15 protein-coding genes are annotated in these 24,795 nt (G+C 61.1%); 13 read left to right on the forward strand and 2 right to left on the reverse strand.

Annotated elements, in window-relative coordinates; genetic code table 11:
- Positions 1-403: 403 nt before the first annotated feature.
- Together GX181_09555 and GX181_09560 are read left to right on the forward strand one after the other, a co-directional pair.
- Entirely contained in the window at positions 404-2,197 is a 1,794-nt protein-coding gene (locus GX181_09555; protein ID NLM72184.1) for an EAL domain-containing protein, read from the forward strand.
- A 44-nt stretch (positions 2,198-2,241) separates the two neighbouring features.
- Positions 2,242-3,405 carry an HD-GYP domain-containing protein gene (locus GX181_09560; GenBank protein NLM72185.1) on the forward strand — a complete coding sequence of 388 codons (1,164 nt, stop codon included), beginning with the start codon at positions 2,242-2,244 and terminating at the stop codon, positions 3,403-3,405.
- A 19-nt stretch (positions 3,406-3,424) separates the two neighbouring features.
- Here GX181_09560 and GX181_09565 read toward each other — a convergent pair whose 3' ends face one another.
- Positions 3,425-5,011, reverse strand: coding sequence for a DEAD/DEAH box helicase (locus GX181_09565; protein ID NLM72186.1), 1,587 nt, complete (start codon positions 5,009-5,011; stop codon positions 3,425-3,427).
- A 122-nt stretch (positions 5,012-5,133) separates the two neighbouring features.
- On the opposite strand from GX181_09565, the gene GX181_09570 reads away from it, so the two are divergent.
- The 7 genes from GX181_09570 to hutH all read left to right on the forward strand — a co-directional run bounded on the left by GX181_09570 (position 5,134) and on the right by hutH (position 17,512).
- On the forward strand, positions 5,134-6,744 hold the full coding sequence (locus GX181_09570; protein ID NLM72187.1) for a Na/Pi cotransporter family protein: 1,611 nt from the start codon (positions 5,134-5,136) through the stop codon (positions 6,742-6,744).
- 137 nt (positions 6,745-6,881) lie between these two features.
- Positions 6,882-9,770, forward strand: coding sequence for a diguanylate cyclase (locus GX181_09575; protein NLM72188.1), 2,889 nt, complete (start codon positions 6,882-6,884; stop codon positions 9,768-9,770).
- A gap of 37 nt (positions 9,771-9,807) precedes the next feature.
- Positions 9,808-10,815 (forward strand): response regulator, encoded by a 1,008-nt coding sequence (locus tag GX181_09580; protein ID NLM72189.1) that lies wholly within the window; start codon positions 9,808-9,810, stop codon positions 10,813-10,815.
- Between the two features lie 30 nt (positions 10,816-10,845).
- On the forward strand, positions 10,846-13,722 hold the full coding sequence (locus GX181_09585) for a response regulator (protein ID NLM72190.1): 2,877 nt from the start codon (positions 10,846-10,848) through the stop codon (positions 13,720-13,722).
- A gap of 99 nt (positions 13,723-13,821) precedes the next feature.
- Positions 13,822-14,733, forward strand: coding sequence for a glutamate formimidoyltransferase (gene ftcD, locus GX181_09590; protein ID NLM72191.1), 912 nt, complete (start codon positions 13,822-13,824; stop codon positions 14,731-14,733).
- Positions 14,733-15,974 carry an imidazolonepropionase gene (locus tag GX181_09595; protein ID NLM72192.1) on the forward strand — a complete coding sequence of 414 codons (1,242 nt, stop codon included), beginning with the start codon at positions 14,733-14,735 and terminating at the stop codon, positions 15,972-15,974. The genes ftcD and GX181_09595 overlap by 1 nt, the downstream gene beginning before the upstream one ends.
- On the forward strand, positions 15,971-17,512 hold the full coding sequence (gene hutH / locus GX181_09600; protein ID NLM72193.1) for a histidine ammonia-lyase: 1,542 nt from the start codon (positions 15,971-15,973) through the stop codon (positions 17,510-17,512). Before GX181_09595 ends, hutH begins: the two co-directional genes overlap by 4 nt.
- A 38-nt stretch (positions 17,513-17,550) precedes the next feature.
- On the opposite strand, the gene GX181_09605 is transcribed toward hutH, so the two are convergent.
- Positions 17,551-18,738 carry an amidohydrolase gene (locus GX181_09605; protein ID NLM72194.1) on the reverse strand — a complete coding sequence of 396 codons (1,188 nt, stop codon included), beginning with the start codon at positions 18,736-18,738 and terminating at the stop codon, positions 17,551-17,553.
- A 174-nt stretch (positions 18,739-18,912) separates the two neighbouring features.
- Here GX181_09605 and panB point away from each other — a divergent pair, with 174 nt between their 5' ends.
- The 4 genes from panB (at position 18,913) to GX181_09625 (ending at position 24,752) form a co-directional block, all read left to right on the forward strand.
- Positions 18,913-19,767, forward strand: coding sequence for a 3-methyl-2-oxobutanoate hydroxymethyltransferase (gene panB / locus GX181_09610; GenBank protein ID NLM72195.1), 855 nt, complete (start codon positions 18,913-18,915; stop codon positions 19,765-19,767).
- Positions 19,768-19,829: 62 nt separating this feature from the next.
- Positions 19,830-20,753 carry an S-adenosyl-l-methionine hydroxide adenosyltransferase family protein gene (locus GX181_09615; GenBank protein ID NLM72196.1) on the forward strand — a complete coding sequence of 308 codons (924 nt, stop codon included), beginning with the start codon at positions 19,830-19,832 and terminating at the stop codon, positions 20,751-20,753.
- A 30-nt stretch (positions 20,754-20,783) separates the two neighbouring features.
- A complete protein-coding gene (locus GX181_09620; GenBank protein ID NLM72197.1) occupies positions 20,784-22,391 on the forward strand; it encodes an amidohydrolase in 1,608 nt (535 codons plus the stop codon).
- 114 nt (positions 22,392-22,505) lie between these two features.
- Positions 22,506-24,752: an FAD-dependent oxidoreductase gene (locus GX181_09625; GenBank protein ID NLM72198.1), complete on the forward strand. Its 2,247-nt coding sequence runs from the start codon at positions 22,506-22,508 to the stop codon at positions 24,750-24,752.
- Positions 24,753-24,795 lie beyond the last annotated feature (43 nt).

Below are 24,795 nucleotides of genomic sequence, written 5' to 3' on the forward strand. Positions count from 1 at the left end.
CCGAACGGGCGGTTTTTCCGTTCGTGTCGATCGCTTATCCCGAGGAGTCGGAGACGACGAGGGGCAAGCAGGCGACCGGCGAAGCGAAGCGAGCCTAGTCGATCGTTTATGCGGCATGCCCCTGACCGCGAAGCAGGCGACCGGCGACCGGCGAAGCGAATGGGCGTTTTTTCGTTCGCGTATCTCCGGTCTTGTTCCGAGGGACTGAGCGGTATAAGCCAGTAGAACCAGGAGGGACGCCCGTTCGGGCGTCCCTTTTTTCTCGGATGGCCGGACGAATGTCAAAAAATGGGCATCGTCCTTGAAAATGAGTTAAAATAATGATCGTCCTCTTGGTTTGAAGGGGGAATATTGCTCCCTCGTTTTTTCGGCTTTCGAGAGAAAGAGAGGTAATATGCCGATGGTGAGCGAGAAGAATTCCGCCTCTGCGGACGTCGAATCATGCCGGTGGGAGAACATGTTCTTTTTCTGCGACGATCCGGTGCGTACTAAGCGCTATATCCAGATAATCGAGGCCGTCTTCGATAATACGGTCGAAGGCATCGTGATAACGGACGCTGACGGGACCATCCGCATGGTCAACTCGGCTTTCTCGGCCATCACCGGCTACTCGCCGGAGGAGGCGATTGGGAAGACCCCGAGGATCCTGAAGTCGAACCGCAACCCTCCCGAGTTCTACCAGGAGTTCTGGAGGCGACTGTTGGAGGAGGGGCACTGGGAGGGGGAGATCTGGAACCGGAGGAAGAACGGCGAGGTCTATCCCGAGTGGATGGTGTGCACGGCGGTCTACGACGAGGACGGGACGCCCGGACACTTCGTGTCCGTCTTCAACGACCTGTCGGAGGTGAAGTTCAAGGACGCCCAGATCGAGCTTCGCTCGAACTTCGACTTCCTCACCGGCCTGCCGAACAAGGAGGTCTTCCAGAGCCGCCTCGAGGACGAGATCGCGAGAAGCGCCGACGGCGACAGGCGATTGGCCCTGCTCGTCTTCGATATAAACAGATTCAAGAACATCAACGATACCTTGGGGCACTTCGCCGGAGACGTCCTGTTGAAGCAAGTCGGCGATTTTCTGTCGGAGTGCGCCGGGCCGACCGCGATGGTCTCGCGCATAGGAGGCGACGATTTTCATATACTGGTGCCGGACGTAGGAGGCCCCGAGGATATCGCCGCCAGGGTGAAGAAGGTTCTCGGCTGCCTCCGCGAGCCGATGGAAGTCGAGGGGCACAGGCTGTTCATAAGCGCGAGCGTCGGGATCAGCCTCTTCCCGGACGACGGCTCGGACGTAGACGAACTGACCAAGCGGGCCGACATCGCCATGGGAAAGGCCAAGGAGAGCGGGATCAGCAGCTATAGGTTCTTCACCGACGAACTCGGGGTGAGCGCGTCGCTCAAGCTGAAGATCGAGAACGCGCTGCGCGAGGGACTGGAGAGGGACGAGTTCTACATGAACTACCAGCCAAAGTACTGCATCAGGCGAGGAGAGCTCTCCGGGGTGGAGGCGCTGCTGCGATGGGATGCCCCCGACGGACCGCATCCGCCGACGGATTTCATACCGCTGGCCGAGGAGACGGGGCTCATCCTTCCGCTGGGAGATACTGTTTTTCGCAAGGTGTTCGGCCAGATCGCCGGGTGGAGGAAAGAAGAAGTCTTCCTCGGAGAGGTGGCGGTCAACCTGTCGCCGCGCCAGTTCCACCAGGCGGGCCTGCTTAATAGAGTCAAGGCCCTGCTTGACGAGTACGGGGTTCCTCCGTCCGCGCTGGGCATAGAGGTAACAGAGTCGGGGATCATGGAGAACCTTATGGACTCGATCAAGGTCATGTCCGAGCTTAAGGAGCTGGGGATGACTATCTATATCGACGACTTCGGCACGGGATACTCGTCGTTGAACTACCTGAAGCGACTTCCCATAGATGCCTTGAAGATCGATAAGAGCTTCATCGACAACGTGCTTGAGGATGTCAACGACTCTGCGATCGTGAGAGCGGTCATCGGAATAGCGCGCTCACTGGGACTCAGGGTAGTGGCGGAGGGAGTCGAGACGAGAGAACAGCTTGAGTTCCTAAGGCAGAACGGGTGCGATGAGATCCAGGGTTACCTGTTGAGCAAGCCGCTTCCTCCCGAACGATTCGGCACGTTTCTTGAAAATGAAGTGCCCGATTTTTTCAGCCGAGCCGTCGGGAACACATACTGCTGAGTTTTCCTCCGCTCGCGCGGTGGGAGGGCTCAAGGGGGATTTAGATGAGGGTTTTGAAAAATGTGCCTATTTCGGATCTGCATATGTACAGGGGGCATGTCGTGGAGGACGTGGTATCTCCCTCCGGTTCCCTGCTTTTACCGAGCGGAGGCGACATACGGGAGCTGCTGCATTCAATGCCGTCAGCGGTCAAGAACCTATCCCAATGGGGTATCGAAACAGTTCTTCTCAGCGTGTCGTACAACATCTCCGAGGAGGACTTCAAGATAATCCTGGAGAACGTGAGGCCGAAGATCCGTGTGCTGGAGGCGGAGGTTGCGCACAAGACGATCGCCCAGGTCGACGAGGTGTACACGAGGATCACGGAGAACGGCACGCTGGGAGAAGGCGCTTATCACCTGGCCCAGCAGGCCGCCATTCTGTCGGAGGAGGTGTCCCGCACCCCGCAGATACTGCTGTGCCTGAGCAAAGTCAAGGACAGCGACGAGTACACGTTCGTCCACTCTCTGAACGTCGCTCTTTTAAGCGGTTTCCTTGCGAGAAAACTGGAGCCGGACGACGGTGAGCTGGCCGCCGTGGTCACATACGGCGGCCTTCTTCACGACCTCGGAAAGGCCAGGGTACCCCAGGGTGTACTGAACAAGCCCGGAAAGCTGACTTCCGAGGAGTACGAGATCATGAAGCAGCACTCGGCGCTCGGTTACGAGGTGGCCAGAAACTCCGGCATCTCGGATACGAGAGTGCTTTCCGTCATCAGAAGCCATCACGAGAGGTGGAATGGAAGGGGCTACCCCGACGGCCTGAAGAGCAGGGATATCCCGCTTTTTGCGCGTTTGACGGCGGTCGCGGACGTCTTCGACGCCCTGACCGCGAAAAGGGTGTACAAGGAGCCCTCCACCAGCCGGGAGGCAGTGTCGTTGATGCTCAAATCCTCCGAGGGGGACTTCGACTGGGACATCGTTCGGCTGCTGCTGGTGTCAGTGGGGCTGTACCCGCCCGGAACGATCGTCGAACTGTCCGACTACAGCACGGGCGTGGTTATCGCCTCGCAGAGCACGGACCTGATGCGACCGACGATCCACGTCTTCGCCGACAGGGAGGGGAAGAGAGTACCGCCCGAGGGCAGGCTGATAGACCTGTCCGCCCAGACCGAGCTCTACGTTCGCCGTACCCTGGACGACTTGGGCAAGGGGACCTCCTACCTGTAGATGTGCTGTCTCAGCCGGGTCAGGGTCTTCCCGAAGTTCGCTCTATCTCCCCTATTTTCTCCTCGAAGCCGTAGATGGTGGGATCGATCTCCTCGACCGTACCGTTCAGCTCTTTCATAGACCTGAAGGAGTAGCCCTTGGGCATCCTGTTGGCGAACCTCTTCACCTTCAGGAGGGCCTGCAGGTAGTTCCGCTCGAAGGGCAGGATCGCCTGGGCGGCAAGCAGGGCGCTGGGGGTCTGCTCCGTGTGGAAAAGAAGGGCCATCTCGAGGTTCTCCTCGATATCCATCTCGTCGTACCATAGTGTGGCCAGTATCCTCCTGTAACGTTTTCTCTCCTGCTTTCTGACGATCTTGGATACGGCCCGGTCGATTCGCCTCATTCCGGAGCGGATCGAGGCAGCAACTGCTTTTTCGCCCTTCGTGGGCAGGGAGTATCGCGCGATGAACTCCGCCTCGACCTGCTCGAGCGTCTCCCTTCTGAGGAGCCTGCCGAAGGACGGCCTCAGTGAAACTTCCGCCCTCTCCGCAGGTGCCGCAAGAAGACCCCTGAAGACCTCTCCGGTGGAGAAGCCGCGCCTCTCGAAAGGGGAGTTCGCCAGCCACGTCGCGTAGCCGGGGTCGAAGAGCCCCTTTCTCCCCGCGCGCCCCGCCATTTGGAGAAATTCGTTCTTCGAGATAGGGGAGTCGGAGTGATATCTGACCAGCTGGGCGAAAACAGCTGTCTCCGCCGGGAGGTTGACGCCGAGCGCAAGCGCGTTCGTGCCGCAGACGACATCCAGGATCCTCTCGCGGAAGGCGGCCTCGACCAGGATCTTCTCCTTCGGAAGCATCCCGCCGTGGTATATGCCGACGCCGTTGAACAGCGGCCGTTGAACCTTCGGCACTCCCAGGATCCCGGCGAGCTCCTGCAGGCGTCGTTGACCTCGAGACGGTACCCGGTCCCTGCGGGCGGACACCTGGTAAGCCAGCTCGGTCGCGCCTTTTTGCGAGAAGAGAAAGACCAGCGCGTCCCTGACGGTGTCGATTTGCGCAGGTCGATCGGGGGTGAAAAGAAGCCTGGTCTCCCGTTTTTTATTCTTGAAAAGGAAGAAGTGGCGTCCTGTCACCATTTCAAGGTACCTTGCGACCGATTGTGCGCCGCCCAGGGTGGCTGACATCACCAGGATCGGGGTGGATTCGTCCGTGTTGCGAATGCCGTCGATGTACGTCCGGGCCCGGTCCGGGTCGTCGAAGATGTAGTGAAACTCGTCCACGATAAGCATCTGGCCGGGAACCCGGGCGTACTTCAGCGAGTAGATCTCCTGGGTGCAGCAGATGATGGGCGCGCCCTCGTGTTTCTTGAAGTCCCCCGTCTCTATCCCGACGTCCAGCCCGAGCTTTCGGAGGTCCAGGTAACGTTCGTTGCTCAGCGCTTTGATCGGAGCGGTGAAGATAATTCGCCCTCCCCACGGGTGCACCGGGTCGCCGTCCGTGTCCATAATACCGGCCCACATGTAAGCGACCAGCGTCTTTCCGGCGCCTGTCGGGGCGGAAAGAACGGCGCTCTTGCCGTTGATCGCCTTGTAAGCCTCCAGTTGCCAAGGGTAGAAGGATATGCGGGACAGGGTTGGATCACCTCTCGAAAGTCAGCTGAGCGTTAAATTTCGTTTTCATGATATCATAATCCGCGTTGAATCAACCGCCTCGACGCTCTTGTGCGACGAGACTGTGAAACGAGGTTGGGTCCGTGGGTTGGGATAAAGTTTTTCAGCTGTTCGGCGGCTTGGGGTTGTTCCTTTACGGGGTGAAGCTGATGAGCGAGGCGCTGCAGAACATCGCGGGCGACAGGATGCGCCTCCTCATAGGGTCCTTGACGGAAACGCCGGTGCTGGGAGTGTTTGTCGGCGCTCTTGTCGCCATGCTGATCCAGAGCAGCAGCGGTACCACGGTGATGACGGTGAGCTTTGTCCATGCGGGTCTTATGTCGCTGAAACAGGCCGTGGCTGTCATAATGGGCGCGAATATCGGGACCACCGTGACGGCCCAGATCGTCGCCTTTAAGGTCGAGGGGTTCTCCCTCCCCATCCTCGGGCTCGGGGTTATCCTGCTGTTCTTCGGAAGGAGCAAGAGGTGGAGGTACGCGGGCAACGGCCTGATAGGATTTGGCCTTCTCTTCATGGGAATGCTGACGATGCAGGACTCGATGTCCTTCCTGCGGGATCGTGGGGATCTCTTCTCGGCCTTCAATGCCTCTCCGCTGCTGGGATTGTTTGCGGGGACCGCCGTGACGATGATAGTGCAGGCCAGCTCCGCGACCATAGGCCTGACGATGGCGATGGCGGCACAAGGATTGCTGACCCTGGAGGCCGCCCTTCCGATCCTGCTGGGGGACAACATAGGCACGACCATCACCGCGGTGCTGGCCTCGATAGGCTCCAACCGCTCGGCTAAGCAGGCCGCCGCGGCGCATGTACTGTTCAACGTCGTCGGAGCGACGATATTCCTGGCGCTTCTGCCTGTGTATGGCTCGGTGGTCAGGTCGACCTCCGGCGATATCTCGAGACAGATAGCGAATGCCCACACGATCTTCAACGTGGGCAACACCCTTGTCTTCCTGCCCTTTGTCCCTCTTTTCGTCCGCATCATAAGACGCATCGTACCCGACAAGAAGGACGCTATGATCACAGGGCCGATCTACCTTGATAAAAAGCTCCTTGACGCCTCGCCCGCGGCCGCGGTCGGCGCCGTGAAGAAGGAGATATTGCACATGGGGGATATAGCCCGCTCCATGCTCGCGGACGTCCGGGCGGCCTACACGGATGATGCCCATAAGATGATCGCGGAGGTCGCTCGCAAGGAGAAGGCCCTGAACGAGATCAACAGGGCCGTCTCCTCCTATGCGTACGAGATCTGGCAGTACGAGGTCTCCGATGACCTATCGACCGTGCTGGGGTCTTATGTAAACGGCACGGGCGACATAGAGAGGATCGGCGACCACGCCACCAACATGATGGAGCTGTACGAGTACAAGCGGGACAACGGGCTGGACTTCTCGCCAGTCGCCCGGGAGGAGTTCCGCGGGATGTTCGACCTGGTGGAGAGAGCCGTGCGACTGAGCCTGGAATCCCTGGATGAAGAGGATGTCTCGAAGGCAGAGGAGGTGGACGCCATCGAGGAGGAGGTCGATCTAAGGGAGAAAATGCTGCGCAAGAACCACATCCTTCGCCTGAACAAGGGGGAGTGCACCCCGGCGGGCGGAGTCATATTCATAGATATCCTCAGCAACCTCGAGAGGGTGTGCGACCACGCGCACAACATCTCCCTCATCTCTCTGGATATCTCGAGGCTGCACCGGTGATTCATCACGGCGTCTGTCTCGGAAATAACTGAAATGACGTAAAATATGTATTTAAAAGAAACATGGGGGCATGCTCTGATATAATTAGCGGAAACGTTCACGGTGAACCGCGCCAATGATGACTGGAGGGTGCATTGATGGGCAAAAGACGGTATTTGGACTCCTCCGAGCATTTGAAAAGCCTGGCGGCGCTCCTCTTTCTGGGGTTTGCGCTGATGGGCGTCTTCTTTTTTACGATGGGCTTCTTCGACGCTCGTGCGGTCCGCAAGCAGAAACAGAACTACGCCGAAAGTCAGTACCTGCAGACTACCATGGCGCGCCTGGCGCTTGAGGATCGCATCGCGTCCGTGATGACTCAGCAGCGCCACCTGATGGATCATCTCCTGAAGGAAGAGCCGTTGCCGTTCAACGAAATACAACTGCTGCTGCAGAGCGCCATCTACAATACATCGGACGTGCTTGGCTTCTCGTTCGTGCCGTGGCCGAATCGCGAGTCGGCTCGCCCCTTCGCGGCCTTCAGGTCGACGCCGTCGGGGAACGACGCCAGGGAGTTCGCCCGCACCATGGAGAGCAGGTTTGATTTCGCATCAGCGGAGCACAGGGACCCGCAGATGCTTTCGGGAAAGATCATCGCATCCACTCATACGAGGATGATCGCCCTGGTCGAGGGCGCTACCTCGGGGAAGGACCAGAAGTGGTACTCGATAGCGATTCTCAGCCTCTCTCCCTTCCTCTCCCGCTACATCCTACCCCTTGCGCAGGGGGTCAGCAGCGATTTCTTCATGATCGATTCGTCGGGGATCGTGATGGAGCACAAGCAGAGCTCCTTCATAGGAAAAAATGTCGCCGACCTTGACGACGGGGAGGGACGAGCCCTTTACGAGGTCTGGCTCCGCTTGAAAGAATCGTTCTCGGGGATGGAATGCCTCGAATCGACATTCTCGGACCTGGCGGAGCCCAGCCGCAGGAGCCTGACGTGGAACTCCGTCAGGGTCGGATCGAACAGATTCTACATAGGCTCGTACGTGCCGGAGCAGGACATCAACCCCTTGCTCACGGAGTTGAGGGCTCAAAGGTATATGCTGAGCGGCGGCGTGTTGATCCTGTTCCTTTTCTCCGTGTATGTGCTGTCGAAGATCAAGAGGAGCTCGGCCGCAAGACGGGCGGAGGAGTCCCTCAAGGCCGTGTTCAACGGTCTGCCGACGGGAATAGCGGTGCTTGACGAAGCGGGTGCCATCCTCGCATGCAACGAAAAACTGGAGAGGATGACCGGAAGAACCAAAGAGCAGCTTAAGATGCGCACGATTTACGACCTCGTCGCCCCGTCGTCGCAGGAACAGAAGGAGGAGCTGCGCGAAGCCCTCGCGGGCGACGGGAATTTTGCGAGCTTCGAGCTTCTGCTCTCCGGAAACGAGGCGGAGATGGACTCCCCCCTCAACTCCAGCTTCTGGACCTCCGTCAAGGCCTGCAGACTTGATTTCGAGCCGGGGACCAAGCGCTGGGTCGTGGCCTTCACAGATATTTCGGAGTATAAACGTACCGAGCACCATCTGGAGAGCAGCGTCGAGGAGCTCAAATCGCGCGAGGAGGACCTCTCCCGGCGCGCAAAGGGGCAGGACGCCTTCCTCGAGATGTTCTCCAAATTTGCCGATTGCGAGTCCGTCGAGGACCTGTTTGAAATTATCTCCGAGCACATGGCCCCCATCATACCCTTCAGGGGACTGACCCTCTACGTAAGGAAATCTCGCGAGGCAACGTCCTACGAAGTCATCGATACCATGGGCGACGTGGTCAAGCTCGACCAGACGGATTTCATGGAGAAGAGGAAAGGGGTCCTGGGCAGGGTCGCGGAGACAGGCCGGCCCTACCTTATGGGAGATGCCTCGATCGACCCTTACTTCATCCCTCACTCTTCCGAGGTGCGCTCCGCTGTATTCGCTCCCGTCCTGCATAAGAACTTCCTGTGGGGGGCGATAGTGCTGGACAGCGAGACCAAACACACCTTCGGGGTCCGGGAGAGAGACCTGCTTACGATTGTCGCCTCCTACCTCGCCCTGCACCTGGAGGAGGCCGCCGCCAGGGAGGAGCTGGGGCGCAAGGCCAAACACCTGAGCTTCCTCCACAGGTTCGTCCAGAAGATAGCCGCCGAGAGAAGCAACGAGGAGCTTGCGCGCAGGATCGTGGACGTGCTCTCCGACGAACTCGGATTCCCCGGGGCCGCTTTCTACACCCCGCCGAAAAAAGGGGAAAGCTCGCCGATCCTCCTGGCCGGGCGGTTCGACGATAAACATGGTGCCGGCTCGCCGGGATGCCACTTCGAGGCGGGCGCAGCGATGAGGAGCCGGACTTTCGTCGAGCGGCGTGAGAACGGAAAGGCGTTTACCCTGGCGATCCCGGTGTCCTTCGAGGGGGAGGTCTTCGGAGCGCTTGCGGCAAGGCATGACAAGGGATTCTCCGAGTCGGTCCACGAGCTCCTCGAGATCACCGCCGAGCATATGAGCACCTTCTGGGCGCTTAACAACCTGATCGCCCTGCGCCGCCACGAGTCGCTGGTGGATCCGCTGACCCAGGTCTGGAACAGGCGCTACATAATTCACAGGCTGGACGAGGAGAACTCCCGCATCAGCAGGACAAAGGGCAAGGGGGCGGTCGTGCTGGTTGACCTTGGCGACTTCAAGAGGATAAACGACAGGTACGGGCACACCACCGGAGACGAGGTGCTTCGCGTGACCTCGGCCACGATGAGTAAAAAGCTTAGGGACTATGACATGATAGGCCGATACGGCGGAGACGAGTTCCTCATATACCTTCCGGACGTCACCAGGCAGGAGGCGGAGGCTGTGATGCTCCGAATGGAGGATATGGTGGGCGAGCAGAGAGTGGAGGGTTACGACGGAAGGGTCATCCTCGATTATGGTATCGCCGTATGCCCTGGAGACGGGGCGAACCTCACGGACGCGATCAGGATAGCCGACGAGAGAATGTACAGGAACAAGGAGAGAAGAAAGGCCCGTGCAAGGGGCTGACCAGGTTATTCAGGGAGTGTGACGGCTCTTGCAGCAGATGATTAAACAAAAAATCCTCGTCGCCGAGGACTCCCCGGCGCAGCGCCTGATGCTGGCCCGGCAGCTGAAAAAATGGGAGTACGAAGTCATCGAGGCCTCGGACGGGGCGGAGGGGCTGACCCGGTTCCAGGTCGAGAGCCCCGCGATAGTAATCACGGATCTCGACATGCCCGTCATGGACGGAATAGCGCTGATAGAGAGGATTCGGGCCCTCGAGTCCTCGAGGACCTACATAATCGTCCTCAGCGCGTCGGGCGACAAGTCCACCGTGGTCACCGCCCTGGCCCACGGCGCCGACGACTACCTGGTGAAGCCCTATCATCCGGACGAGCTGCACGTCAGGCTGTCGGGAGCCGAGAGAGTGCTCCGGCTTCAGAACCAGGAACTTCTTATCTTCGCCATGGCTCAGCTCGTGGACATTCGCAGCTCGGAGACGGGGGCCCACCTGGAGAGGGTGCAGTTCTTCTGCAGGCGCCTCGCAGAGGAGCTCGCAGGCGATGACGTCTCGCTGGGCATCTCCGCCTCGTGGATCTCCTCGCTGGTCTCCATGTCCCCCCTTCACGACATAGGAAAGATAGGCATCCCCGACGCCATCCTCAACAAGCCGGGCAGGCTCGACCCCGACGAGTTCGAGATAATGAAGGATCATGTGAACATCGGAGTCTCCGTCCTGTCGCGGATCTATGAGCGCACTCGCTACGCCCCGTTTGGATTCGCCATCGAGTTGATAGCCAGCCATCACGAAAAGTGGGACGGGAGCGGCTATCCGAACGGGCTCTCGGGCAAGGAGATTCCGCTGAGCGGAAGGATAGTAGCGCTGGCGGACGTGTACGATGCCATAAGCAGCCAGAGGGTGTACAAACCGGCGTTCCCGAGGGATGAGTGCCGGAGGATAATACTTGAGGGCTCTGGAAGCCACTTCGACCCGGCGCTGGTAGGTATCTTCGACCGGATCGAGGACGAGCTGTGGTCGGTGGTAGAGAGGCTGCGCGACTCTCATGACTGAGCGCCCGCCCGGACTGGATGGGGGTTTTTCGTGACGGCATGGCTGCCTCGGCCGATCGGCCGCCTCTCTCTCCGAAAGGTGATCCTGGCCGTCTCCATCCTCCAGGTGCTTCTCCTGGGCTTGACACTTGGGTATGCGTTCAAGCGGACCTCTCGAAGGGCGGTGGAGTCCTTCGCTCATCGCCTGGGGAGCGAGGTCGCCGCCCGCATAGAGGAGCATGTCGAGTCGTACATGTCGACGCCTCTCGTGATCAACCGCCTCAACGAAGAGGCGATCCTTTCCGGAAGGGTGAATCTCGCCAATCCGCGGACCTGGCAGCCCTTCTTTTCCGAGCGAATGCACTCCTTCCCCAGCATAACGGACACCTTCATCGGAACTGTCGACGGCGAGTTCTACGGCGCCAGGAGGTTTGACGGCGAGATAGAGCTCGTGTTCGCCTGCCCCGAGGCTACAGGTGGCGTATCGGTCTCCTGCAGGTCAGGCCCGGATGGGCTGGCTGGGGAGCAGACGGCTTCATATCCCGGATTCGACCCCAGGACCAGGCCTTGGTATCTGGCCGGCGCGAAGGCGGAGACCAGCGCGTGGAGCGAAGTCTTCGTGCACTTCGCGCTCGAGGTGCCCACGATCACCGCTGTGCGCCCCGTTCGCGGGCCGGACGGCGACCTTGTCGCGGTGCTCGGCGTCGACGTGACCCTCTCGGAGATAAGCGATTTCCTGGGGTCGCAGAGGTTGGGGGAGGGAGGCAGGGCCTTCATACTCGACGAGGAGGGCTTCATAATCGCCGACTCGACCGCCGGTTTACCGTTCGAGATCAAAGGCCGCAAGATCTCCCGAATGACCGGCAAAGAATCCCCCGACCCGGCCATCCGATCGGTCGCGCTCGAGATGGAGCGAAAAAGAACGGAGGAAGACCCCTACCCTATGTTCGATGTCCGGATGGATTCGGACGTAACCTCCTACGTTCATACAATTCCCTTCAAATCACCGGGGCTCGGCTGGGAGATCGCGGTTGTGGTCCCGGACTCGGAGTTCTCGGCCCCGGCCCGCTTCATGCTGCGGGCGGTGATAGGTGTTACTATGACCATCCTGGTGATCACACTGGTAAGCGGACTCATGCTGTCGGCCTGGATCTGCCGCCCCCTGTCGGACCTCCTTCACTTCGCGCAGGCGATAACGAGGGGGGACTGGCGTGCTCCTCCCATGCTCGACAGGGAGGACGAGGTGGGCGAGCTGTCCCGGTCGTTCGGGATAATGGCCGATCAGCTCTCCGAGGCCTTCACGGGCCTGGAGCAGAAGGTCCGCGAGAGGACGGTCGAGCTGGAGGAAAAGAACAGGGAGCTGGCGGTGGCGAAGGCGGAGTCGGAGTCACTGGCGGAGATGACCGCGGAGGCCAGCCGGGCCAAGAGCGCCTTTCTGGCCTCGATGAGCCACGAGATACGCACGCCCATGAGCGCGGTCCTCGGGCTGAGCGACCTGCTGATGGATACGCAGATGACGGACGAGCAGAGGGAGTACGTCTCACTGGTGCAGTCTTCCGCCGAGTCGTTGCTCGAGATAATCAACGATATCCTTGACCTCGCGAGGGTGGAGGCGGGCAGGATGTCCATTGAGAGGGCCCCCTTCGGTCTGCGTCCGCTCGTGGAGCAGGTGGCCGCGATAATGAGGGCGCAGGCGGAGAAAAAAGGGCTGGAGGTCGTCGTTCTCCTGGGCGAGGACCTGCCCGACTCGCTGATCGGGGACTCGGCCAAAATTCGCCAGGTGCTCACCAACCTCGCCGGGAACGCGGTCAAGTTCACTCACACCGGCCTGGTGGAGATAGACGTGTCCTGCGAAGGGAGGAAAGGCGACGATTTGCTTGTGGCCTTCTCCGTCAGGGACACGGGCGTTGGCATTCCCGGAGAAGAAATGGATAGGCTCTTCGAGCCCTTCACCCAGCTGGACGACCGGACCGCCCGCAGGTACGGAGGAACCGGGCTCGGCCTGTCGATATCGATGTCGCTCGCGCGAATGATGGACGGCGGGATATCGGTGGAGAGCGAGGTGGGAAGAGGCAGCCTCTTCAAATTCACGGTCCCTTTATCAAGCCATCGCGGAGAGATCACGGAGCAGCAGGAGGACGTACCGGAGCGAACCCCGCCAAGGGAGGGAAGTGTCCTGCTGGCCGAGGACAATGTGATAGGCGCCAAGGTGGCGACCACCATGCTGAAGAAGGCCGGACTCGTAGTAAGACATGCCGAAAACGGGCTGGAGGCTGTCGAACTATGGCGACACGAGAAGTTCGACCTCATACTGATGGACTGCGAGATGCCCGAGATGGACGGCTTCGAGGCGACGCGCGTCATACGCTCGGAGGAGGGAGAGGGCGAGTCCGTGCCGATTGTGGCACTCACCGCCTACGCGATGAAGGGGGACAGGGAGAGGTGCCTGGAGGCCGGCATGACCGACTACATGACGAAGCCGTTGCGATCCGGACGACTGGACGAGATCCTGTCGCTCTATCTCGACGAAAGGGCGGAACCGGCCGATGAGACGGGCGACTCCGCCGTTGGCGAAGACGACGATGGTTCCCGGTGGAAGGCCGGTCTGAAAGGGCTTTTGAGCACCCTTAACGATGACGCCGATGAACTGAAGGAGATTGTGTCCACCTTCCTCGAAGAGATGCGCGATAATCGCGACGAGTTCGAACGGGCGTTAGAAAAGGGAAGCCCCACGGATGCCGCGGGGGCGCTTCACAAGATAAAGGGAATTCTCGGCTATGTCGTGGGTGAGACCGACGCCAACCTGGCCGGGGAGCTCGAACTCCTTGCCAGGAAGTCGTTGCTCGACGCGGACGACCCCGGGCTCGACAAACTGAAAACCATGTTGGACCGCCTCGAGGCCTTCCTGTGCGAGGAGCTGGAGTTTTAGTCGAGGGATTCTCGCTTTGCTTTCACGCTTCACGTTGTACACATTTCAATGTTATAATGTTCAATGCATCGAAATATCTATCATCAGGAGGTTCTTCCAATGGCCGGCAAGATAATCGAGTGTGTTCCCAATTTCAGTGAAGGGCGTCGCCAGGACGTTATCGAGGCGATAGTCGCTCCCTTCAAGACGACAAAGGGCTGCGGTCTCCTCGATTACCGGGCGGACGCCGACCACAACAGGCTGGTGGTGAGCCTTGCGGGTGCTCCGGAACCGGTTCAGGAGGCCCTGCTGAAGGCCGCTTCAATCGCTGTGAAAGAGATAGACATGAATAGCCACCAGGGGGCTCACCCTCGGATCGGAGCGGTGGACGTGATCCCCTTCACCCCTGTTTCCAATATCGCGATGGACGAGTGCATCGAGCTGTCGCACTCGTTCGGCGAGCGGTTTTTCAAGGAGCTTGGAGTGCCTGTCTACTTCTACGAGGACTCGGCGAAGAGGCCGGAGCGCAAACGCCTCGAGGTGATACGCAAGGGGCAGTACGAGGCGCTCAAGACCGAGTCGGTCAACCCGGATCGGAACCCCGACATTGGCGGTCCCGCCCTTCACCCGACCGCGGGCGCTACGGTCGTGGGTGCCCGCAGATTCCTCGTCGCGTTCAACGTAAATCTTAACACCGCAGACGAGGAGATAGCAAAGAGCATAGCCAACTGCGTCCGAGCATCCAGCGGCGGCTTCTGCCACGTCAAGGGAATGGGAGTGGCGCTGCACGAGCGCGGTATGGCGCAGGTGAGCATGAACATCGTCGACTTCGAGAAGAACGCAATATACAGGGTGCTGGAGCTGATCAGGTTGGAGGCGCGCCGCTGGGGGGTCGAGGTTGTAGAGACGGAGATCTACGGCATGATCCCTGCTCTGGCGATGCTGGAGAGCGCAGCCTACTATATGCAGGTGAAGGACTTCGACCCGATGCAGGTGCTGGAGCTGAAGCTGCTGGCGGGCGGTGACGTCTGATGACGGTGAAGCTGTTCAGAAACGCGCGCATCTACACCCCCGAGGGGAGCGAACCCTCCACGGGCGCCAAGCAGGGGGAGGTGCGCTTGTTCGAAGGAGGCGCCCTTCTGGTCGATTGCGGCCTGATCGCGGCGATCGGCCCCGAAAGCATTGTGCTGGCGCACCCGGCCGGCAAGCTGATCGAAGAGGAGGTAGACTGCGAGGGGCGCTGCGTGATACCCGGCTTCGTCGATCCTCACACTCACATGTGCTTCGCCGCAAGGCGCGAGGAGGAGTTCTCGATGAGGCTCGCCGGCGCGGCCTACCTCGACATACTGAAAAAGGGCGGCGGCATACTCTCGTCCGTCAGACACGTGCGCGAATCGACCGAGCAGGAGCTTTTCGAGAGGACTAAAGTCCTGGCCCTGTCGGCTCTCTCATTCGGCACCACCACGGTCGAGATGAAGAGCGGCTATGGGCTGGACACGGAGAGCGAGCTCAAGATGCTGTCGGTCATCCGCCGAACGGGCAGGGAGACGCCGCTGACCGTCGTGCCGACCTTCATGGGGGGGCACGCGGTCTCCGAGGAGTTCCAGGGGAACGCCGACGGCTACGTCGATATGGTTGTAAACGAGATGCTGCCCGCAGTTGAGAAGCAGGGTATCTCGGTCTTCAGCGACGTCTTCTGCGAGGAGGGTGTATTCTCGATCGAACAGACCAGGAGGCTGTTGCTAGCCTCCCGCAAGCATGGGCTGAAGCTCAAGATTCACGCCGACGAGGTGCACGACACGGGTGGCGCGGCTCTTGCGGCGGAACTCGGCGCGATCTCCGCCGAGCATCTGCTCGCTGCCAGCGACGAGGGTATAAAGGCTATGGCGGCCAGAGGAACTATAGCCGTCCTGCTGCCCGCGACGGCCTACAGTCTGCGCAAGCCTTACGCAAGGGCCAGGACGATGATAGAGAGCGGCGTCCCGGTGGCCCTCGCGACGGACTGCAACCCCGGGTCTTGCTTCACAGAGTCGATGCCCTTCGTCTTCGGGCTGGCCGTCATGGGGATGGGAATGACCGTAGAGGAGGCACTGACGGCTACGACGAAGAACAGCGCCCACGCGATAGGCATGGGAGAGGAGTGCGGCACGCTGGAGACGGGTAAGAGCGCCGACCTGCTCGTACTCGACGGGGAATCCCCCGCCATTTTGGCCTACCATGCAGGGGTATCGCCGGTGACGAGGGTCTACAAGAAGGGAGAAAGAGTGGCATGAACGGCGCGAACGACGGCGTCCTGCACCTGGACGGGCTCTCGCTGACCCTCGAGGACGTGGTGCGGGTGGCCCGTGGAGAGATGAAAGTCGAGCTTGAGGACGAAGCGGCACGAAAGGTCGAGGCCGCGTCGGCCGTGGTCAGGAGGTGGGAGAACTCCGACGAGGTCGTCTACGGCGTCACCACCGGCTTCGGCGACCTGGCCAACGTGAACATCTCTCGCAAGGACAGGAGGCTCCTGCAGGAGAACCTGCTGAAAAGCCACGCCTGCGGTGTGGGAGCCCCATTCCCGGAGGATATCACGAGGGCCATGATGCTTCTGCGGATCAACAGCCTCATCCGCGGCTTCTCCGGAATAAGCCTGTCCACCCTGAACCAGTACGTGGCCTTCCTCAACCTCGGAATAACCCCGGTGGTGCCGTCGCAGGGCTCGGTCGGAGCAAGCGGAGACCTCTGCCCCCTGTCTCACCTTGCCCTGCCCCTGCTCGGGCACGGCAAGGTCCGATACAAAGGACGGGTGGTTACGGCAGCCAAGGCCCTGCAGTCCGCGGGGCTGCGCCCAGTGCAGCTTGGGGCCAAGGAGGGGATTGCCCTCAACAACGGCACGGCCTGCATGGGCGCGATGGGAGTGATGGCGTTGACGGCGGCAGAGGACCTGGCCAAGACCGCCGACATCGCGGCGGCCCTCTCGATAGAGGCGCTTCACGGCGTGCCTTACGCGTTTGACGAGCGAACCCACGCCCTTCGCGCCCACAGGGGACAGGGCAGGGTGGCGCAGAATATCAGGCGGCTCATCAAGGGCAGCGAGATTATCGAGAAGTACCGCCGCGGCAGGGTCCAGGACGCCTATTCGCTCAGGTGCGCGCCGCAGGTCCACGGGGCCTCGCGAGACGCGCTCGATTACGTGCGCAGTACTCTCGAGGTGGAGATAAACTCCGTCACCGACAATCCGCTGATCTTCACCGACGTCGAGGAGGCGATCAGCGGGGGCAACTTCCACGGACAGCCTTTGGCACTTGCGATGGACTTCTTCGGCATAGCCGTGGCCGAGCTGGCGAATATCTCCGAGCGAAGGCAGGCAAGGCTGGTCGACAGCTCCCTGTCCGGCCTGCCCCCCTTCCTGGTGGAGGAGAGCGGTCTGAACAGCGGGTTCATGATCGCCCAGTACACCTCCGCCGCGCTGGTGTCGGAGAACAAGGTGCTGGCCCACCCGTCGTCGGTCGACTCCATCCCGACCTCGGCAAACCAGGAGGACCACGTTTCCATGGGAGCGTACTCGGCGCGCAAGGCGCTCTCTATCCTGGACAATGCCCGGAAGGTGATAGCGATCGAGCTGTTCACCGCCTCTCAGGGACTGGACTTCAGCCGGCTCCTGAAGCCGGGAGCGGGGACGGTCGCCGCACACGAATCCGTCAGGAGCGCGGTACCCTTCCTGAAGCACGACGAGTATCTGCACCCGCTCATAGAGAGGGTGGAGGCGCTGGTGCGCAGAGGCGCGGTAGTAAAGGCCGTGGAGGAGGCAATAGGTCCGTTGAACTGAGTTGGTGAAAAATCGGGGGGCCCTTTCGGGCCCCTTTTTTACTCCGTAAGCCGCTTCCAGGCGAAGCCCGCGAGGATAGCCGCGCCTGCGGGCATGGCGTCCTCGTCCAGGTCGAACTTGGGGTGATGGTGGGATACGTCTGTTTTTTCATCTTTTGCGGTGCCCAGGAAGAGGTAAGTTCCCGGGACCTTGTCGAGGAAGTAGCTGTAGTCCTCCGAGCCCATGATAAGCTCGCACTCCTTCGTGTTCTCCGCGCCCAGGATCTCCTCGCACACGGCTTTCGCGGTCATGGTCGCGTCGTGGTCGTTGATGGTCGCGGGTATGAAGCTCCTGTAGTCGAGGTCGAAGTCACAGCGCCCGGCCTCGCATAGACCGGCCACGACCCTTCGTATCGCCGCCTCGACCCTGCCCTTGACCTCGGGGTCGAAGGTGCGGACAGTGCCGTTCATGATGACAGTGTCGGGGATTATGTTGAAGGCGGAGTCCCCAGCCTTTATCACGCCTATGCTGATGACGGCGCTCTCCTTCGCGGCCACCTCCCGGCCGACTATCGACTGCAGGTTGAGCGTCAGGTTGGCGGCCACGATGGTCGGGTCTACCGTCATCTCCGGAGAGGAGCCGTGTCCACCCCTTCCCTTAATCGTGAGGTACCAGCCGTCGGCCGCCGCCATCATCGGTCCGGAGCGGTAGAAGGCCTGCCCCGTCGGGCCCTTGGACCAGACGTGCAGCGCGCCCATCGAGTCGACACCGTCCAGGGCGCCCTCCTCGACCATGACCGCCGCGCCCGATCTCATGCCGCTCTCCTCGGCCGGCTGGAAGAAAAAGCGCACCGTGCCGGGGATCTCGTCGCGGATCTCGGACAGGACCATAGCGGCACCCAGCAGCATCGCCGCGTGAGCGTCGTGTCCGCAGGCGTGCATGACGCCCGGGTTCCGCGAGGCATAGGGGACGTCGTTCTCCTCCTGCAGCGGCAGGGCGTCTATGTCCGCCCTCAGCCCCACGCAGCCACCGGGCTTGCCGCCCTTGAGGTCCGCTACCAGGCCGCTCTCCGTCCCTCCGAAGCCTCTCTTGACTATCTCAATTCCAAGCCCTTCGAGTACCTCGGCGATCTTGTCAGTCGTCTCGACCTCCTCCCATCCGATCTCCGGGTTGCCGTGGAAATGCCTCCTCAGCTCCGTGATCTCACCTGAATGAGAGAGTGCCGATTCCTTGATTTTCTTCAGCATGAAAGCTCACCTCTTCAAAAGAATAACTACGGCAGCAGTACAGTATCATCGCCTTTGCGATATTACAAGTGCGCGGGAGTCGTATGATCGCGCCCGTAAAAGCCCTTGTATTCGCCGTCCTTTTGGGAGAAAATAAACACGGGCGACCATCACCATGGAAAGAGGTGAAAGGAAATGGCGAAGAAAAAAGGACGTCTGGATTTCGTCGAGATGAAGAGGAGCGGCGAACAGGTGACCTGGGTGACGGCCTACGATTTCCCCATGGCGAGCTTCGCAGAGGCGGCCGGGATGGATATGATCCTCGTCGGGGACTCCCTCGGCATGATCACGCTCGGCTACCGGGACACGATACCGGTGACGATGGACGACTGCATAAGCCACTGCCAAGCGGTCAGGAGGGGCGCGCCGAACACCTTCGTCATGGGGGACATGCCCTTCGGCTCGTACCAGGGGTCGGACGAGGAGGCCGTCGCGAGCGCGGTGCGCTTCCTCAAGGAGGCGGACATGGACTCGATCAAGCTCGAGGGAGGGGTGAGGGTCAAGTCCAGGATTCGCGCCATCGCGGACGCAGGGGTGCTCGTGTGCGGGCACATCGGGCTTACCCCGCAGAGCTCCGGCCCTCTCGGAGGCTTCAAGGCCCAGGGGCTGGACCCGGAGTCCGCTCGCTTCGTGATCGAGGACGCTCTTGCGGTGGAGGAGTCCGGCGCCTTCGCGCTGCTGGTCGAGGCCGTGCCGCCCGAGCTGACTCGCTTCCTGACGAAGAGGCTCTCCATACCGGTCTACTCGATCGGAGGAGGCGGGCCGTGCGACGGGCAGCTCCTGATAAGCGCGGACATGATAGGGCTCTTCCAGGCGTTCACTCCGAAGTTCGTCAAGGTTTACGCCAACGTGGGCGAGACCATAACGAACGCCTTCAAGGAGTACGTCGACGACGTGCGCGCCGGTAGGTTCCCCGGAGACGAGCACTGCTACCACGTCCGCAAGGGCATGGAGGAGGAGTACGCCGCGATGCTGAGGGAGTACGAGTAGCGTCGGGCTTGCTTTAGTCCCGCTTTGACCTTAACATCGTTCATTACGGCCATCAAGGAAAAATGGAGGGGAATGTGTTGAAAAAGTCTTTGCGTGCTGTATTTGCGGTTCTCTTCGTCCTGTCTCTGCTCTCCGGCGCGGCACTGGCGAGTTCGGCCCTGGTGTTCCAGACGGACTTCGGCCTCAAGGACGGCGCTGTGTCGGCCATGAAGGGTGTCGCGTTCGGCGTGGACCCGGGCCTTCCCATGTTCGACCTCACCCACGAGATCCCGGCCTACTCGATCTGGGACGGCGCCTACAGGCTTCATCAGACGATGGAGTATTGGCCCTCGGGCACTGTGTTCGTCTCGGTCATAGACCCCGGGGTCGGCACGGAGCGCGGTTCCATAGTCGCCCTGACGAAGGACGGCAGGTACGTGGTGACGCCGGACAACGGAACGCTCACCTTCATAGCCGAGACGGTCGGCTTCGAGGCGGTCAGGATGATCGACGACGCCAGGCACAGATTGGCGGGCTCGGAGGAATCCTACACCTTCTTCGGTCGTGATCTTTACGCCTACACGGGCGCCAAGCTGGCATCGGGCGCGATGGCCTTCGAAGAGGTCGGGCCGCTTCTCAAGGGAGACGTGCTTCTAATCCCCTACAGAAGGGCAGAGTTGACGGACGGGGCGCTTCACGGGAACATCCCGGTGCTTGACGTGCAGTACGGCAATATTTGGAGCAACATACCTAAGGGATTATTCGACGAGCTGGCACCGGAGATAGGAGACAGGTTCGACGTTGCGATCTTCAGGGAGGGCGAGAAGGTCTACGGCGGGGTCATTCCCTACGTGAACACGTTCGGCGACGTCCCGGACGGAGAGCCGCTTCTCTACTTCAACAGCCTGATGAACCTGTCGCTTGCGCTTAACATGGACAGCTTCGCCGGTGTCCACGGGATAGAGTCGGGGGCGGAGTGGTCCATCTCGGCGAGCCCGGCCAAGTAGTCGGGCGGGCCGGCTGACCATGGAGGCATCTTGAGAAAGACGGTTCTGTACAACGGCAAAATAGCCACCCCTGCCGGCTTCGTGGAGGGGATGGTTGCGGATGGGCAGCGAATAGCCTTTCTCGGTGGCTCAGAGGAGGCCCTCGCCGCCCTTGACGTTCATGAGAGGGTGGATCTTGGGGGAAGACTTGTCCTGCCGGGCTTCATCGACGGGCACATGCACTTCCTGTCGTACGCCCTCTCGCTTGAGCGGGCGGACTTCAACGGCTGCCGGTCCATAGAGGAGCTGAGATCGAGGCTCAAGAGGTTCATCGACGAGAGCCGTCCTATGCCGGGGGAGTGGATAGCGGGGCGCGGCTGGAATCACGAGATCCTCTCGGACGGCCGCATGCCGATGAAGGAGGACCTCGACGACATCTCGCCGAGAAATCCCACGGTCCTGCTCAGGGTCTGCGATCATATCGCGGTCCTGAACAGCTGCGCCCTCTCCGCCCTCGGGCTCCACGGCGACAGTCGCTTCCAGGGCGGAATGGCGGATGTCGACGAGCAAGGGGGGCTGACCGGGATAGTTCGCGAGTCGGTCGTTGGGCATGTCATTCGCAGCCTTCCGGTGCCCGGGACGACGGAGCTTCGCAGGATGAGCCTGCGAGCGGCGGGCGACCTCGTGAGAAAGGGTCTCACGTCCGTGCTCTCCGATGACCTCGGCTCGCTTGGCGGGAATTTGACCGTCCTGATGGACCTGTTCCTGTCGCTCGACGAGGAGGGCATAATGCCGGTCAGGATCACGGAGAAGCTCCTGCTTCCCGACCGGTTGGCCCTCGATGGCTTTCTGTCCACGGGATGGAGGACCGGGGACGGGGTCCCCTTCTTTCACATAGGGCCGCTTAAGATACTTTCGGATGGCTCCCTTGGCGCAAGGACCGCGCTGCTCCGGGAGGAGTACTCGGACGCGCCGGGCGTTAACGGCGTGGCCGTGCACGACAGGGATGAGCTCGACGACCTGGTCTGGACGGCTCATCACGCGGGTATGCAGGTTGCGGCCCACGCGATAGGGGACGGGGCGCTGGACATGTGCCTCGATGCCATTGAGAGAGCGCTCTCCTCGAGTCCTCGCGACTCGCGCCACTACATAATCCACTGCCAGACGGGGAGCCCCGACCAGTACGGACGGATGGCCAGGCTCGGGGTCGGGGCCGCGATTCAACCGCCGTTCGTGCCGTCCGACCGGGAGATGGCGCTGAAGAGGCTGGGAGAGGAGAGGGCGCTGTCGGGCTACGCCTGGAGCACCCTGAAGGAGCTGGGCATCTTTTTGTCCGGGGGATCCGATGCACCCGTCGAGAGCTTCGATCCACTGTGGGGGATATACACCGCCGTTACCCGCGCGGACGGGGAAGGCTCGCCTCCGGGGGGTTGGAACCCCTCCCAGAGGTTCTCCGTGGCGGAGGCGATCGACCTGTACACCCGCGGGGGCGCTTACGCCTCGTTCGACGAGCATCGCAAGGGCTCTCTGCGGGTCGGGATGCTGGCCGACTCTGTGGTTCTCGACAGGGACATACTCTCGGGCCCGGAGGAGGAGATCAAGGACGCCAAGGTCGTACTGACCATGACTGGAGGACGAATAGTCCATCGAGCCCTGTAGGGAAGGATCTTCCCGGGGCTTGAAAAGCGGCCGGACGTCGCTCCGAGACTTAAGACGAACGGCGGATCGCGCGAAGCGTCGGAGCAAACATCATATTGATCGGGGAGAGTCTTTATGAGATTGAAAAAAAGCCTGTGTCCACGACTATTTTCCTCCGGGTTCAGTCCGGGACGGCCTGCGGCTATCCTTGTCACGGCGGTCATGTTCGCGGTGATGTGCTGCACGCCGCTTTTCGCGGAGCGAGAACGACTGGAGTACGACGTCATCGTGATAGGCGGCGGTGCCGGGGGAACAAGCGCCGCTATCTCGGCTGCGAGGCTCGGGGCCAGGGTGGGACTGTTCGAGGAGACTGACTGGCTGGGAGGGCAGATGACCGCCGGAGGGGTTTCCACGATGGACGACCTGAGCGGGAACAGGACGGGCATCTACGGCGAGTTCGTCGAGAACGTGACCTACCACTACTTCAAGAAGGAGAAGTCCATCTCCACCTGCTACTGGGACGGCAATACCGTGGCCTTCGAGCCTGCGGCGGGCAGAGGCGTTCTTCTCTCGATGATAGAGCGGACCAACGCCCGAGCGGCGGCCCACGAAGGAGGCGGCATTCTGGAGGTCCACTACGGGGCGGGGCCTGCGTCGGTGCTCCGCCAGGGGAATGTGGTCCGGGGCGCTGCTTTCATCATCGACGACGAGAGGGTGGAGGCATCGGGGAAGGTCCTGATCGACGCGACCGAGTACGGTGACATCCTCCCGATGGGCAAGGTCCGCTACAGGGCGGGGAACTCTCTGAGCCCCGTCATCGACCCGCGCTCGCGGATTCAGGACATTACGTGGGTCGCGGTCATGAAGAAGTACCCCGGAGGAGTTCCACAGAACCTGAGGATGAGGACGCCTCCGCCTGGCTATTCCAAGTACGTGGACTCATTCAGAAAGATCGTCGCCAAGGGAGGCAACTCCTTCCGTGACTACCCGCTCAAGATGCCGGTGGACTTTGTCACCCACAACGCCTACAGAGGGCTGCCCGACTCGTCTAACCCGTTCGACTACACGGCGGCTACCCCTGAGGGCTGGGAGAAGATCACCAAGACCGGGATCAACTGGGCAAACGACTACCCGGGCGAGGAGCTTTGGGAGGGAAAGGGCGGCCTCCCGGTCGCATACCTGCAGGACGAGGCCCTCAGGCGGACCATCAACGCCAGGGCCCTGCTTAAGACGCTCAACTTCATATACTACGTTCAGCACGAGCTCGGCGAACCTTGGTCGGTCTCGGACGACGATTTCTACTCCGAGAGGCCGGTGGTCCAGACTCTAGGCATAGTCCCGGACGAGTACGCGGAGATAGTCAGGCGCTTCCCTCCGATCCCCTACGTTCGCGAGAGCAGGCGCATAGTCGGGATTGACACCCCCACCTCGGCCACGGTGCGACGCAACTCCGAGAGCTACCGGGACGGCAGGCCCGGCCACGAGATACCGGACTCAATGGCGATAGGCGGGTACATACTGGACCTCCATGCCGGGGACAGGGACGAGGACCTGGAGGTCGAGTTCGGCGAGACGTCCGCCTCGGTCCGCACGCACATGCCCATGGGTCCCTTCCAGGTGCCCTTCGGCAGCTTCATCCCAGAGGAGGTGGACGGTATCGTGGCGGCGGAGAAGAACCTCTCCATGTCGCGCCTCGTGAGCGGTGCGCTGCGCTTGCAGCCCATATGCATGCTGACCGGGCAGGCCGCCGGGACGATAGCCGCCATGGCCGCCAAGTACGACAAGCAGCCGAGGGAGCTTGACCCGCGGCTTGTGCAGATGCACCTGTTGGAGGCAGGCAGCGCCCTCTCCCTGTGCGAGTATCACGACGTGCCCAGGAACCACCTCTTCTGGCCGGGTGTGCAGATGTCGAACCTGTATGGCTGGTTTCAGCCGCTGGAGCTCCCCTCCTCCCCGTCGGCCAAGATCGACGATCTCTACAACAACAAGGTCGTAATCGCCCGCCTGTTCGGCCTGGACAAGGGCGTCTTCGGAGTTGACATGCCGGTGACCAGGCGCGAGACGGACGAGCTTCTTTACAAGGCCTTCGGCGAGGACATGGCCGTGGCCATCCTCTCGCTTCCCGAGTTGAACATCTCCTCGCACATCTCGAGGGGTGACTTCGCTGACGCCCTCGCCAGGATCCTCGGGTACAGGGCGTCCCCTTTAGGTTCGCCTTCCGAGGACGGGCTCCCCGCAACAGTTCGGTACCTGGTTGAAAAGGGCGTCATGGACAGGGTTATGGCCGCCGGCGATTTCATGCCGGGCGTCCCGTTGACCCGTGGCATGGCAGCAGATATGACGATGAGGGCTGTGTCGCTGCCCAAAGAAGTCGGGAGGTAGCCGATAAACCGGTGTGTATTACGGTATAATGATTCAGAAGCAT

The organism is Synergistaceae bacterium (assembly GCA_012521675.1).
In the GTDB taxonomy this organism is placed as follows: Bacteria; Synergistota; Synergistia; order Synergistales; family Aminobacteriaceae; genus JAAYLU01.

Excerpts from the sequence above, each read along its gene's own strand:
- GX181_09560 (NLM72185.1), top strand. The coding sequence starts at position 2,242 with ATGAGGGTTTTGAAAAATGTGCCTATTTCGGATCTGCATATGTACAGG.
- GX181_09575 (NLM72188.1), top strand. The coding sequence starts at position 6,882 with ATGGGCAAAAGACGGTATTTGGACTCCTCCGAGCATTTGAAAAGCCTG.
- GX181_09580 (NLM72189.1), top strand. The coding sequence starts at position 9,808 with ATGATTAAACAAAAAATCCTCGTCGCCGAGGACTCCCCGGCGCAGCGC.
- ftcD (NLM72191.1), top strand. The coding sequence starts at position 13,822 with ATGGCCGGCAAGATAATCGAGTGTGTTCCCAATTTCAGTGAAGGGCGT.
- GX181_09595 (NLM72192.1), top strand. The coding sequence starts at position 14,733 with ATGACGGTGAAGCTGTTCAGAAACGCGCGCATCTACACCCCCGAGGGG.
- hutH (NLM72193.1), top strand. The coding sequence starts at position 15,971 with ATGAACGGCGCGAACGACGGCGTCCTGCACCTGGACGGGCTCTCGCTG.
- GX181_09605 (NLM72194.1), bottom strand. The coding sequence starts at position 18,738 with ATGCTGAAGAAAATCAAGGAATCGGCACTCTCTCATTCAGGTGAGATC.
- panB (NLM72195.1), top strand. The coding sequence starts at position 18,913 with ATGGCGAAGAAAAAAGGACGTCTGGATTTCGTCGAGATGAAGAGGAGC.
- GX181_09615 (NLM72196.1), top strand. The coding sequence starts at position 19,830 with ATGGAGGGGAATGTGTTGAAAAAGTCTTTGCGTGCTGTATTTGCGGTT.
- GX181_09625 (NLM72198.1), top strand. The coding sequence starts at position 22,506 with ATGAGATTGAAAAAAAGCCTGTGTCCACGACTATTTTCCTCCGGGTTC.